General features: G+C 67.1%; 12 protein-coding genes and 1 pseudogene. 1 reads left to right on the top strand and 12 read right to left on the bottom strand.

Annotation, left to right across the window (positions count from 1 at the left end; genetic code table 11):
* Positions 1-12 precede the first annotated feature (12 nt).
* From treY to ACT9TC_RS11870, 3 genes are all read right to left on the bottom strand, one after another.
* Positions 13-2,397, bottom strand: a complete 2,385-nt coding sequence (treY, locus tag ACT9TC_RS11880) for a malto-oligosyltrehalose synthase (RefSeq protein ID WP_458040700.1) — start codon at positions 2,395-2,397, stop codon at positions 13-15.
* Positions 2,398-2,401: 4 nt separating this feature from the next.
* The gene (gene glgX / locus ACT9TC_RS11875) at positions 2,402-4,621 is read right to left on the bottom strand and encodes a glycogen debranching protein GlgX (RefSeq protein WP_458040699.1); all 2,220 of its coding nucleotides are present in this window, start codon (positions 4,619-4,621) and stop codon (positions 2,402-2,404) included.
* A gap of 84 nt (positions 4,622-4,705) precedes the next feature.
* The gene (locus ACT9TC_RS11870; RefSeq protein ID WP_458040698.1) at positions 4,706-4,861 is read right to left on the bottom strand and encodes a hypothetical protein; all 156 of its coding nucleotides are present in this window, start codon (positions 4,859-4,861) and stop codon (positions 4,706-4,708) included.
* A gap of 152 nt (positions 4,862-5,013) precedes the next feature.
* Between ACT9TC_RS11870 and ACT9TC_RS11865 the strand changes: the two are divergent.
* Positions 5,014-5,313, top strand: a pseudogene (locus tag ACT9TC_RS11865) (DUF7882 family protein); the annotation flags it as partial.
* A gap of 233 nt (positions 5,314-5,546) precedes the next feature.
* On the opposite strand, the gene ACT9TC_RS11860 reads toward ACT9TC_RS11865, so the two are convergent.
* The 9 genes from ACT9TC_RS11860 to ACT9TC_RS11820 all read right to left on the bottom strand — a co-directional run bounded on the left by ACT9TC_RS11860 (position 5,547) and on the right by ACT9TC_RS11820 (position 13,094).
* Entirely contained in the window at positions 5,547-5,864 is a 318-nt protein-coding gene (locus ACT9TC_RS11860; RefSeq protein ID WP_458040697.1) for a DUF7882 family protein, read from the bottom strand.
* Positions 5,865-5,905: 41 nt separating this feature from the next.
* Positions 5,906-6,400, bottom strand: a complete 495-nt coding sequence (locus ACT9TC_RS11855; protein ID WP_458040696.1) for a glutaminase — start codon at positions 6,398-6,400, stop codon at positions 5,906-5,908.
* 183 nt (positions 6,401-6,583) lie between these two features.
* On the bottom strand, positions 6,584-7,489 hold the full coding sequence (locus ACT9TC_RS11850) for a TerC family protein (protein WP_458040695.1): 906 nt from the start codon (positions 7,487-7,489) through the stop codon (positions 6,584-6,586).
* A 32-nt stretch (positions 7,490-7,521) separates the two neighbouring features.
* Entirely contained in the window at positions 7,522-8,721 is a 1,200-nt protein-coding gene (locus ACT9TC_RS11845; RefSeq protein WP_458040694.1) for a cation:proton antiporter, read from the bottom strand.
* Between the two features lie 55 nt (positions 8,722-8,776).
* On the bottom strand, positions 8,777-9,892 hold the full coding sequence (locus ACT9TC_RS11840) for a 5-methyltetrahydropteroyltriglutamate--homocysteine S-methyltransferase (protein ID WP_458040693.1): 1,116 nt from the start codon (positions 9,890-9,892) through the stop codon (positions 8,777-8,779).
* Positions 9,893-9,935: 43 nt separating this feature from the next.
* Complete coding sequence (locus ACT9TC_RS11835) at positions 9,936-10,268, bottom strand: DUF6804 family protein (RefSeq protein ID WP_458040692.1); 333 nt, start codon at positions 10,266-10,268, stop codon at positions 9,936-9,938.
* Between the two features lie 10 nt (positions 10,269-10,278).
* The gene (locus tag ACT9TC_RS11830; RefSeq protein WP_458040691.1) at positions 10,279-11,496 is read right to left on the bottom strand and encodes an alpha/beta fold hydrolase; all 1,218 of its coding nucleotides are present in this window, start codon (positions 11,494-11,496) and stop codon (positions 10,279-10,281) included.
* A gap of 19 nt (positions 11,497-11,515) precedes the next feature.
* Positions 11,516-12,229 carry a GTP pyrophosphokinase gene (locus tag ACT9TC_RS11825; protein ID WP_458040690.1) on the bottom strand — a complete coding sequence of 238 codons (714 nt, stop codon included), beginning with the start codon at positions 12,227-12,229 and terminating at the stop codon, positions 11,516-11,518.
* A gap of 22 nt (positions 12,230-12,251) precedes the next feature.
* Positions 12,252-13,094, bottom strand: coding sequence for a transposase (locus tag ACT9TC_RS11820; protein ID WP_458040689.1), 843 nt, complete (start codon positions 13,092-13,094; stop codon positions 12,252-12,254).
* Positions 13,095-13,149: the final 55 nt, after the last annotated feature.

The raw sequence follows: 13,149 nt of genomic DNA, 5'->3' as shown, positions 1-13,149 counted from the left end.
GACCGCCCGCGGCTACTCGTTGGCGAGCAGCGCGACCGGGTACGTCTCGAGCAGCGCCGCGAGCGGCACCTCGCCACCCTCGTAACGGCGCCCGGACAACAGGTCGATCGCGGGCACCGAGGGACGCAGCAGGACCGTATCCTGCCACCCGCCGAGAGCCTCCAGCCCAACCGGCAGCCGGGTCGCGACGGTCTGAATACCGCCGCGATCGAACCCGATCGCGTGCTGAGCGGCGGGCCCAACGAACGTCAGGGGCGTGTAACGCGTGAAGAGCTCCGGGCGGTAGCGGCGCGTGCGGAGCGCACGGGAGGTCACGAGCAGTTTTGCGGCACCCGAGGCATCCACCGCCGGCACCTCGCCCGCCTCGAACCCGGCGTCGATCCCGGCGAGCATCTCGGCGCGTGCACCGAAGTCCACCGCACGGCGGTTGTCGGGGTCGACGAGGCTCGTCTCCCACAGCTCCGACCCCTGGTAGACGTCGGGCACACCGGGCGCGGTGAGCTGCAGCAGCTTCGCCGAGAGCGAGTTCGACCACCCGTAGGGCGCGACTTCGGCGACGAGTGCCTCGAGGATCGCGGATGCCTCGGCGCTGTCGAACGCGGCGTCCACCAGCGCGTGCATCCGGGCCTCGAAGGCCTCGTCCTGGTCCCACCAGCCGGTCGACTCGGAAGCCTCGCGGGCCGCCTTCTCGGCGTACGCGTGCAGGCGCTCGCGCGAAGCGGGCCAGGCACCGACGATGGCCTGCCAGAGCAGGTTGTCGAAGCCGCCGTGCTCGGTGGAGGCGATGGCGCGGAGCTTCGTGAGCGACTCGAGCCACCGTGCGGGGAGCTCCGAGAGCACCGACAGGCGGGCACGAACATCCTCGCCGCGCTTGGTGTCGTGCGTCGACAGGGTCGTCATCGCGGCGGGCCAGGATGCCTCACGCGTCGCCTGTGCGGCATGGAAGCCGGCCACGTCGAGCGCGAACTCGGACGGGTCGGCGCCGACCTCGGTCAGGGTTCCGAGGCGCGAGGCGCGATAGAACGCGGTGTCTTCGACGCCCTTGGCCATGACGGGCCCGGTCGTCTGCTGGAACCGGCGTGCCACCTCGAGCGAGGCATCCGCCAACTGCGGCAAAACCCGGTCGAACGCGCCCGCGAGGTCGGGACGCCGGCGCATGGCCTCTTCCGCCGCGGCCTCGAACGCCTCGCGACCGGCGGGAAGATACGACCGGTAGACGGGGAAGCAGGCCAGCAACTCTGCGATAGCGTCGACGGCTCCCGTGACGGGTTCGTCGAGCAGCCGCACCAGGCGTGCGACCTCGGCGCCCTGGATCGTCTCGGCGATCGTGCGCTTGGTGTCGTGGATGAGGTCGCCCCACGACGCCTGCGGTTCGAGGCCGTCCTCGGCACGGACCGCGGAATCGATCGCGTCCAGCGCGCCCTCGCCCGCGGGGTCAATCAGCACCCGGTCGATCACGGCGAGCGCGTCGTATCCGGTCGTGCCGTCCGTCCGCCACCAGCTGGGAAGCGTCTCGCCGTGCTCGAGGATCTTCTCGACGAGCACGTAGAGGCCGCCGGTCGCCTCGGCCAGCCGGTCGAGGTAGGCACCGGGATCGAGCAGTCCATCCGGGTGATCGACGCGGATGCCGTCCACGAGGCCGCCTCTCACCCAGCGGATGATCTCGGCGTGAGACTCGTCGAATACCCACGGCACCTCGACGCGAACGCCCGCCAGGGTCGTCACTGCGAAGAAGCGGCGGTAGTTCAGCTCGGCGGCCTCGCGTCGCCAGAACATGAGTTCGTAGTTCTGCCGCGACAAGACGTCACGCACGACACCGGTCTCGGTGAGCCGGTCGCGCTGGTCGTCGTAGACCGAGTCGGGCGCGAGCGGGAAGACATGATCGAAGTAGTGCAGCGTGCCGTGCGGTGCGTGGTCCGAGGCATCCGCGTCGATGCGCAGCTCCCCCGCCTCGATGATCTCGTCGAGATCGCCGCCCAGCACGGGAACACGCACCCGCCCGTCACCGAAATCCCAGTCGACGTCGAACGCCTCGGCGTACCGCGAGTCCCGCCCGTAGGTCAGAAGGTCCCACCACCACGGGTTCTGCGACGGAACCGCGACGCCCATGTGGTTGGGGACCGTGTCGACGAGAATCCCCAGTCCCGCATCACGAGCGGATGCGGCGAACCGATCGAGCCCCTCCGCCCCGCCCCGGGCGGGGTCGACCCTGCTGGGATCGACGACGTCGTAGCCGTGATCCGACCCTTCCGTGGCCTTCAGCAGCGGCGACAGGTAGGCCCAGTCGACGCCCAGGTCACGGAGATATGCCGTGACGGACGCCGCGGCGTCCAGGTCGAAGGCCTGCCGGATCTGCAGACGGTACGTGGATACGGGACGGAGAGTGGACACGGTCATCCCTTCAGCGTCGGGTTTCGGGCTTCGGCGGCGAACTCGGAATCTGGTCGATCACGCCGGTCGTGGCCGCGAGCGCGGCCAGCGATGCCGCGACGGAATGGTCCGCTTCGATCTCTCCGCCGGTGTGCTCGCGCATGACGATCAGCGAGCGCGCCCGCATGTCGACGTGCTCGCCCGGCTTGATCGGTCGAGAATCGGCGAGATCCCCGGCGGTATCGACGATCACGTCCCAGGTCGGCGATGCGTTGGCATCGGGCAGGTAGAACTCCACGTGCTCATCGCCGGCGTTGAAGAGGATGATGAAGTGCTTGTCGACGATCGGCTCGCCCCGGCGATCGCGCTCACGAATGCCGTTGCCGTTCAGGAACACGCCGACGCAGCGACCGAACCCCGAGTCCCAGTCCTCGGGCTGCATCTCGGTGCCGTCCGGACGCAGCCAGACGATGTCGGGACGACCCTCGTCCTTTGCGCGCCGGACCGGCCTGCCGTTGAAGAACCGGCGCCGCCGGAACGTGGGGTGCTCGGCGCGCAATCGCACGAGCGCCGACGTGAACTCGATCAGCGGATGATCGGCGACATCCCAGTGCACCCAGGTCAGCTCGTTGTCCTGGGCGTAGCCGTTGTTGTTTCCCAGCTGGGTGCGGCCGAGCTCGTCGCCGTGCAACAGCATGGGCACACCCTGCGAGAGCATGAGCGTCGCGATGAGGTTGCGCTGCTGCCGGGCCCGCATGGTGAGCACCTGCGCGTCGTCCGTCGGTCCCTCGACGCCGAGGTTGTACGAGCGGTTGTGTGACTCTCCGTCGTTGTTGTCCTCGCCGTTGGCGTCATTGTGCTTCTCGTTGTAGCTCACGAGATCACGGAGCGTGAATCCGTCATGGGCGGTGATGAAGTTGATGGATGCGACGGGTCGTCGCCCGGAGTGCTCGTACAGGTCGGCGGACCCGGTAAGGCGGGACGCGAACTCGCCCAGCGCCTGCGATTCACCCCGCCAGAAGTCGCGCACGGTATCGCGGTACTTGCCGTTCCACTCCGTCCACTGCGGCGGGAAGTTTCCGACCTGGTAGCCCCCGGGTCCGATGTCCCACGGCTCCGCGATCAACTTCACCTGCGAAACCACCGGGTCCTGCTGCACGAGTTCGAAGAAGGTCGACAGCCGGTCGACGTCGTAGAATTCCCGCGCCAGCGTGGATGCGAGATCGAAGCGGAAGCCGTCGACGTGCATCTCGAGCACCCAGTACCGCAGCGAGTCCATGATCAGCTGCAGGGCATGGGGGTTGCCGACGTTCAGGCTGTTGCCGGTGCCGGTGTAGTCGGTGTAATAGCGCTTGTCGTCGTCCTCGAGCCGGTAGTAGGCCGCGTTGTCGATGCCGCGCATCGAGAGCGACGGGCCGAGGTGGTTGCCTTCCGCCGTGTGGTTGTAGACCACGTCGAGGATGACCTCGATGCCCGCCGCGTGAAGCGCACGCACCATTCCCTTGAATTCCTGCACCTGGTCACCGTGCGCACTGCTCGAGGAGTAGGCGTTGTGCGGTGCGAAGAAGGCGATCGTGTTGTAGCCCCAGTAGTTCGAGAGCCCCTTGTCCTGCAGGGTGCTGTCGTTGACGAACTGGTGAACGGGCATGAGTTCGATCGCCGTGATCCCGAGCTTGTGCAGATGCTCGATCATCGCCGGATGCCCGATGGCGCTGTAGGTGCCCCGTATCTCCTCCGGGATGTCGGGGTGGAGCTTGGTCAGCCCCTTCACGTGCGCCTCGTAGATGACCGACGATGCATATGGCGTCTTGGGCTGCACATCGCCCGACCAGTCGAAGAACGGGTTGACGACGACACCCATCATCATGTGTTTCGCGGAATCCTCGTCGTTGCGGGAGTCCGGATCGCCGAAGTTGTAGCTGAAGACCGCCTGCCCCCAGTCGATCTCACCGGCGACGGCTTTCGCATAGGGATCCAGCAGCAGCTTGTTCGCGTTGAAACGTTGACCGTTGGGCGGGTCGTACGGGCCGTGGACGCGGTAACCGTAGCGCTGACCGGGCCCGACCTGCGGCAGGTAGACGTGCCAGACGAAGGCGTCGACCTCGGTCACCTCGACGCGCGTCTCTTTGCCCCGCTCCGTGAAGAGACAGAGCTCTACGCGTTCGGCCGCCTCGCTGAACAACGCGAAATTCGTGCCATTCCCGTCGTATGTCGCACCAAGTGGGTAGGTCGATCCAGGCCATGTCTGCACCGCCAAAGACTACCTACCGACATGGACCGCCGCTGTGGCTTGCACATCGCGAGCGGGTGCCGTATGGCATTCAGCCACGGATAGTCAGCTCAGCTCGGTCGCCGCGTCCCAGGCACGGGAATGGGGGCCGCGCGGCAAGAGCTCGCCCTCGACGATCTCGTACTCGATGCCCCCGTCGAAGAACTCCTGGGGCAGGCTCGGCGTAGATCGGTTCGCGTCCAACGGATTCTTACCGGTCATTCCGCACCCCTGACTTGTCCCGCACTTCTGACTTGTCCAGCTCTCACTGTGCGGGACGGGTCGTGTCAGCGGAACCCGATTGACTTCGCAGCGAGAGACGCGTACGGAGAAAACCCGTCGGCATGGCAGCCGTCAGCGATTAGTCTGATCGGGTGGGCACTATTTATTACGGCGGGGACGCTTCCGCCATCGACATCGAGGATCGCGCCCTCGCGCACCTCAAGGTTGTTATCGCAACAAAACTCCGCCGAGGCGAGAGTTTCACTCTGACCTGGCGTCATCCCGACGACCAGCCGCGGGGACGGAGCACGGTGTGGCTGAGCCCGTCGATCCCGCTGCGCTTCGTCTTCGATGACCCCGAGCCCGCGCTTCTGAGCCGCGAGTGGATGGAAGAGCTCGCCCAGTCAGCCAACTCGTCGGGCGGCATCATGCTCGTCGCCGAGCACTTCGACGTGGACCCGGCAGAAGACGAATCGACGATCCAGGTCGGCTCCATCGTCGCCAAGGATGTGGACATCGAGACTGCCACCGTGGGCTCCCTCAACCAGAAAGACAAGGCGAAGGCCGAAAACAAGTCTGTCGACGCCAAGTCCAAGGTCGACGCCAAGTCTAAGGTCGACGCCAAGTCCGACGCCTGAACCTCACGACGTACCGGCCAGCGCGAACGAGCGCCGGCCAACTGGCGCTAGGAGTCGAACGGCATTTCTTCCTGCGGCTCCGAGACGACGAACAGGCCATTCGGGCTACTCGCAGAAACCATGAGCGATTCGATCCAGAGTCTGTTCAGGCGCGGCTCGCGGCTGCCGTGGAACGCGAACTGCAGGGGCACGGACGGATGCATCCAGAAGCTCCGTCGCGAGATGCCTTCGCTGTCGAGATCGATCGTGAACATGAACGACTCCGAGCGGCGCAGCTTGTTCATGATGACGATGCGCAGGTGGGCGAGGGTGCGATCCTCGATGTCGATCGAGTTGTTCAGCGTGTCGTAGATGAAGCGGCCCATGCGATGAGCCTAACCGGGTCCACCCGCCCGCGGAATCTCGATCACGCCCCTTGTGGCGGCTGCAGCAGAAGCGCTATGCGTTCCTCGAGATAGCCCGCCAAGGGCACGTGTCCCGCGGCCGGACTCCAGCGGATGCTGGGGGTTCCGTCCACGAGGGCGAGTGGTCCTGTCCGTTCGCCTCGTTCCAGCGCGGCGAGGTCGAGCGTTTTCCAGTCCAGGTGCACGGTTTCGCCGTCACCGAAGCCCCCGCGCGTCGCGGCAGCGGCCACTTCGGCGCGGGCGCGTGCCGCATCCGAGGCGAATCCTCGGCGGCCGGGGTCGCCGGCTCGCACCACGTTTCCGGCCGCGTACACGGCGCTCTCGCCGACCAGCAGGACACCGAGCCGCCAGGCGTCACCCCGGGGCACGATCTTCGGCGCGCGGAGCCCCGCGAGGACCCGCGGTCGCACGACCTCGCCCAGCCGCTCGCGCGGCGCGTCGGCGGCCGCCAGACGAGCGCGGGCAGCATTCACAAGAGTCGCCGCGTCATCCACCACATCGCCATTGTGCGCGCTCGATCAACGCCGCGGCGTACATCCGGAAGGAATCTCGGGCCCGACGACCGCCTCGGGGAGCGACAACGGCACCACCGTTCCTCTCCGATGTTCGGCCGGACCATGCGCACCCCATGAGGATCGGCCGACTCACTGAGCGGCCGCCATCGCGTCCTGGGGCACGGATCAGCCGAGGCCGGCGCGGTCCTCGTGACCGTCGTCCGGCAGCACGTGACCCGCGACCGGTTTGCGCGAGAGCCCGACGGCTCCGGCATCCGGACCCTTCGCCGTGGCCGCGGCGACGGCGACGGACTCGTCGACATCGATGTAGCGCGGGCGCAGCTGCACGGCCTTCAGGCGCTTCTGCTCGCGCTTGGCCTTGCGTGAGGAGTAGCTGAGGTTCAGCACCTCGACCAGGATCGCGAACGCCATCGGCGCGTAAATGAGTGCCTTGTCGATCTTGATGCCGAAACCCTCGGCGATCAGGAACACACCGATGAGTAGCAGGAACGACAGGGCCAACATCTTCACCGTCGGGTGCTTGTTCACGAACGTGAAGATGAACCGCGCGGCGAACAGCATGATGCCGAACGACAGCACGACGACCGTGATGATCACGAGCAGGTTCTCGGTCATGCCGACGGCGGTGATGACCGAGTCGAGCGAGAACACGATGTCGAGCAGCAGAATCTGCGTCAGGACCGAGGCGAACGTGATGGTCTTCGGTCCGACACCGCCGTGCTCTTCTTCGGCACCCTCGAGCTTGTGGTGGATCTCACTGACGGCCTTGTAGACCAGGAACAGGCCACCGGCGATCAGGATGAAGTCCTTCACCGAGAAGCCCATCCCGAACAGGGTGACCACGTCGTCTTTCAGCGTGATGATCCAGCCCGCGAAGAAGACCAGCACGACGCGGATCACCATCGCGAGCGTCAGCCCGAGGTTGCGGGCCTTCGCCTGCTGCTCGACGGGCAGTTTCGAGGCGAGGATCGAGATGAAGATGACGTTGTCGACACCGAGCACGATCTCGAGCACGAACAGGGTCAGAAAGACGGCGATCAGGTCGGGCGTCAGGTCCAGGGAGAAGTCCACTCGCCCATGTTAGGCGGATGCCTCGACCGATCTCAGCCGACATCCTCATCGATCACGTCCCGCTCGACGACCCTCGCGCCGCGCAACATCGTTCCGATGAGCGGATACAGCAGCACGGAGAGCATCCCGGCGCCGACGAGCGCCGCGGCCAACCCCGGTGAGAGCAGTTCTTCCGACATCCCGATACTCGTGACGGCGACGATGACGGGCAGTCCCGTCGCACCGAGGAAGGCCAGCGCCAGTCGGTCACGCGGTGTCGACCCGGAGGGGGCCGAGATCATCGCGGGCAGGCCGCGGATGATGAGCAACAGCATCAGGAAGACGGGCACGAGCACGACAGTCGCACCGTCCGCGAGCAGTGCGTCGAGGTCGAAGGTGACGCCCGTGTAGATGAAGAAGATCGGGACGAGCAGACCGAAGGCGACGGCCTCGACCTTCGACTCGACCTGCGCGCGATCATCCGCGGGGGCGTTGCGCATGATCAGCTGCCAGATCACACCGGCGACGAACGCCCCGAGCAGCATGTCGAGGTCGAGCAACAGGCTCAGCGCGACCAGCAGCGCGAGGATCAGCACGATCAGGCGGATCGCGAACTGCCCGGAGGTGTGCAGAGTCGCGGTCACGATGCGGTGCAGGCGTCCGTGGGGCATTCGTGAGGCGAGAAATACGGATGTCGCCGCGACCACGACGAAGAAGAATAGCACGATCGACGCGACGCCGAAATCGCGTCCGCCGAGAAACAGTGAGATCGCCACGAGAGGGCCGAACTCCCCCACCGCACCGATACCCATGACCGCGCGCCCGAACGGCGTCGGAAGCATCCCCGCGTCCCTCAGGATCGGCAGCAGCATCCCGAGCGCGGTCGAGCACAGTGCGATGCCGATGACGACCGCCGCCTCGCCGGGCGCGATCACCAGGCCCACTGCGACGCCGGCGATCAGCCCGAGCAGCCAGCCGCCGACGGCGCGAGCACCGTCCCGGCCGCGGAGCACGCGGAAGTCGATCTCATTGCCGGCCATGAAGAACAACAGCGCGAGGCCGAAGTCCGCGAGGCGCTCGGAGATCGGACCCTCCTGGATCCAGCCGAGCACGCTCGGGCCCGCGATGATTCCCAGCACGAGTTCGAACACCACGATCGGGATGCGCAGGCGACTCGAGAGCCCGCGCACCAGCAGCGGGGCGATGACCGCGATCGCCGCGATGATCACGAAGTCGAGATCGCTGAGCTGCACGGCCTCACGCTATCGTTTGCGCGCTCCTGCGCGTGTGCCGCAGCTGAGGCAGGGGTCAGCGCCAGACGTCGTCCGCGATCGCCACGACCTCGCGGATCTTCGCCCACTGCTCGTCCTCGGTCAGCACGTTGCCCTCTTCGGTCGAGGCGAATCCGCACTGCGGGCTCAGGGCGAGCTGTTCGAGCGGGGCGAACTCGGATGCCTCGTCGATCCGCTTCTTGATGGCGTCGACGTCCTCCAGCTCACCCGACTTCGACGTGATGAGGCCCAGAACGACGGTCTGGTCACCCTCGGGCAGGAAGCGTAGGGGCTCGAAGCCGCCGGCGCGCTCGTTGTCGTACTCCAGGAAGAATCCGTCGTACGCGACCTCGCCGAGGAGTTGCTCGGCGACGGGTTCGTAGCCGCCGGACGAGATCCAGGTCGAGCGGAAGTTGCCGCGACAGACGTGCGTCGTGATGACCATGTCGTCCGGCTTCCCCTCGAGGACGCGGTTGAGCAGGCCGGCGTAGCGCTCCGCGAGACCGTCGGTACGGATGCCGCGGTCCCGGGCCTTCAGCAGCTCCTCGTCCGAGCACAGGTAGGCCCAGGCGGTGTCGTCGAACTGCAGGTAGCGGCATCCGGCGTCGTAGAACGCGCTCACCGCATCGCGGTACGCCTGCACCAGGTCGTCGACGAAGTCCTCGCGTCCCGAGTAGGCATTCGGATCGATGTGATCGGGCTCGAGGCGGAAGTCCAATACCGTCGGCGCCGGGATCGTGGCCTTCGGCAGCGCCTGCGTCGTGCCGGCGAGCAGGGTCTGGAGCGAGCGGTAGTGCTCGAGCATCGGATGCGTGTCCGAGAAGCCGATCGGGCCACTCAGGTGCACCCCGCGCGGCTTCGTCTGCACACCCTGGAACTGGATGCCGTGGTCGAGTTCGACGACTTCGACCCCGTCGAGCATCCCGAAGAAATCGAAGTGCCACCACGAGCGACGGAACTCGCCGTCGGTCGCGACACGCAGGCCGCTGTCGGCCTCTTTCTGCACGAGATCGGCGATCTCGGCGTCTTCGACCGCGCGCAGGGCGTTGGCGTCGATCTCGCCGGCGGCCTGTGCGGCTCGGGCGCGCTTGAGCGCTTCGGGACGCAGGAAGGAGCCGACGATATCGGCACGATAAGGCGGATTGATGCTCACCCCGACACTTTATCGACGCCCTCAGCGCGACGCTCCCGGCGCGTCATACGGCGAAGCACTCCGGGCATCCGGGGCATCCGTCCGTCAGCGCCGCGGCACCCAGGTGCGCCACGATCCACCAGGGTCCCTCGGTCGGCACGGGGAAGACCGGGTTCCAGACGATCGCGACGGCGAAGAACACGAGGGTCCACCACCACTGCGCGCCCTGGAGCGCGTACCAGGCGACGATGAGCGCCATGATCGCGACGATGAAGCGGATCAGCAGGTACCAGTCGGCCTCGAGCAGCGGGATTCCCGAGAGCAGCGCCGCGGCGGCGATCAGGCTCGGGATGAACGCGGGGCGATACGTGTCGCTCTTGGGGGGTGTGGCGACCATGGGTCCATCCTCACAGACCCACATGCTCATCGAGCCAGGCCATCAGGCCGGGCAGCGTGAAGTACGCGATCGTCGCGTGCGTCGCGTTCGGAACCTCGGACAGCGTCACGTCGATGCCGAGGGATGCCTCGTGCTTCGCGAACTCGCGGGTGTCGTCGGGATGGATGAGCGTGTCCTTGAGACCCTGTGCGATGTACAGCGGGGCATCGAAGGCGACGCTGCCGGCAGAGTTCTGGGCGAGCAGGTCGTCCCAGGGTGGCGTTGTGGTCGGGTCGCTCAGCACGAAGTTCCCGACGAGCGGCTGTCCGATCGCGTGCAGTTCTTTCGTGTGCGTCAGCAGGCACAGGTCGTTCATCTCGGGTGCGGCCGCGACGGCCGCCGGCGTCAGGATGTCGGACAGCTGCGCTCCCGCGACCGAGTCGCCGTAGACACCGGCATACGCCGTGAAGGCATACGAGCCGATCGTGACGCCCGAGATATCGTCGATGTCCGCGTCGAGCAGCGCCGTCAGGTCCGCCGCGGGAGCGGCGACAGCAACCGCCCGCACGTCCAGTTCCGGCGCATAATCGGCCGCGCGCTCGGCGGCGAACAGCACCGACTGACCGCCCTGCGAGTGACCCCACAGCACGACCGAGTTGCCGGCATCCGTCGCCGGAATGCTCTGCGCGGCGCGGACGGCGTCGAGCACGTTGTTGCCCTCGGTGTCGCCCACCAGATAGGAACTCGGCCCCGGATATCCCATCCCCGCGTAGTCCGTGGCGACGACGACATAGCCGCGATCGAGCATCAGCCGAAGCCCCTCGATGCCGAGGAAGGGATCGGCGGCGAGGGAGGGCGCGCAGTCACGGGCCGAGCCGGTCGTCGGGTGGCCCCACGACAGCACGGTGCGACCGTCGGCCGGTGGCGGGCCGAGCGGCGCGACGACGATGCCCGAAACGATCAGGGGTGTGCCGTTCAGGTCGGTCGAGCGGTACAGGATCCGCCAGGCACGCGTGTCGAAAGGCAGCCCGATCAGTTCTTCCGACCGAACGATCTCACCCGGAGCGCCCGAGCTCTCGGGTACGGGGTCGAGATAGAACTCCTCGAGTCCCGGCCGCTCGAGCAGATCACCGATCACGCGAGCTTCGAGCACCGCGACCCCAGCGCCCACGAGGGTCAGCATCGCCGCGAAGAAGGGGATCGCGAACCGATGGCGGTACGGGTGACGAGATGTGCGGCGCGTGCTCACACGCACACACTGGCACGGTTCACACGTCGATGGGAGTGGAAGAGGTGCGGGGCACGGGATCCTCGACCCGGCTGACGCCGGCGCCGTGAACCTCACGGTGCAGGCGCTCCATTCGCTCGTCCAGCTCGGCGGCCGTCTCGGCCGCGTCGCGCAATGAATCGAGCAGCGGCGCGGGCACCTGCTTGTCGTACTTGTAATAGATCTTGTGCTCGAGACTTGCCCAGAAATCCATCGCGATCGTTCGGAACTGCACCTCGACGGGCACATCGACGCGACCGCTGGAGAGGAAAACCGGCACGTCGACGATCACGTGCAGGCTCTTGTAGCCGTTCTCTTTCGGCACAGCGATGTAGTCCTTCACGGCCCGAACGGTGATGTCGTCTTGTGTCGTCAGCAGATCGAACAGGCGGTAGGCATCCGCGACGAAGCTGCACGTGACACGGATGCCGGCGATGTCGGTGATGCGCTGCCGGATGGTCGGAAAGTCGGGTTCGATGCCCCGTCTCGCGACCTTCTCGGCGAGGCTATCGGGCGTCTTCACCCGACTCGAGACGTGCTCGATGGGGTTGTAGTCGTGCATCAGCTGAAACTCGTCGCGCAGGATCGTGATCTTCGTCTCGACCTCCTGCAGACCGAAGCGGTACTCCAGCAAGAAGCGCTGAAACTCGTCGCGCATCGCCCTCATCTCGGCGAGGGTTGCGGTGAAGGGTTGCTCGCCGGTGGGCATGCTCATGGCTTCACCGTAAGACGCGGGACTATGAGGGCCCCGTGAGTCGCGCCGCCGCCCGGTTCGCCGTGCGCAGGCGCTCGGCGCTGACATCGCGCGCACTCTCAGCCGCGTGTCGTTCGACCGTTGCGGCATCGGCGTCGGCACGAATCCTCGCGAGTTCGCTCTCGAGGGACTCGACCCGCTCCTGCAACAGCGCCTCGCGCTCTCGGGCGGTCGCCAGGCGGGCCTCGGCGCGCGCCGATTCACGCTCGGCATCCGCCGCCTCGCGCCGCACCGCGACGGCAGCACGTTCGGCATCGCGGCGAGCACGGCGCTCGGCGAGATCGTCGCGCCCCCGAACAGGAGCGGGGTCCGCCGCGGCGGGAGCATCCCCCGCGACGGCATCCATGAGATCAATCGGATCGACACCGGATGCCTCGAGCGGACGCAGCAAACGCCCGGTCCGGACTGCGGCTGCGGCGGCCCCATCGCGTGCCGCGGCACCCAGGGTGCGCTCGACCTCGCCGACGATGCCGGCACCGAGCGCGACACCCTCGCCCTGTGCGAGCGCCGTGGCCCGGCGGACGAGTTCGGCCAGCAGGTCCCGCCTGTCCTTGTTCAGGGCGGTCAGGCGGGCGGCATCGCGGTCGTCCTGGGCCTCACGCATCTCGGCAGCGAGCTCGGCGAGCTTGCCGACCCCTGCCGGGTCACGACGGGCGAGCAGGTTGACGACCCATGCCGAGGTAGGGGGTTTACGCAGGGCCCGGATCTGCGCCGCGGTGTCGCGGTCCGTCGCCGACGCGGCGAGTGCCGTCCGCGCCGCGACGAAAGCGCTCGGGACGAGCCCGTACAGCTCGTCGGCCGCTGCGGAAAGTGTGGCATCCACCATCCCGCCATTCTGTCCGACGACGGCTGGATAGCACTCCCGGTCCGCCCCGGCAACC

The organism is Microbacterium sp. HM-570 (genome assembly GCF_054165885.1).
Note: the sequence above shows the minus strand (reverse complement) of the source record. Positions and strands in the feature narration are given on the sequence as shown.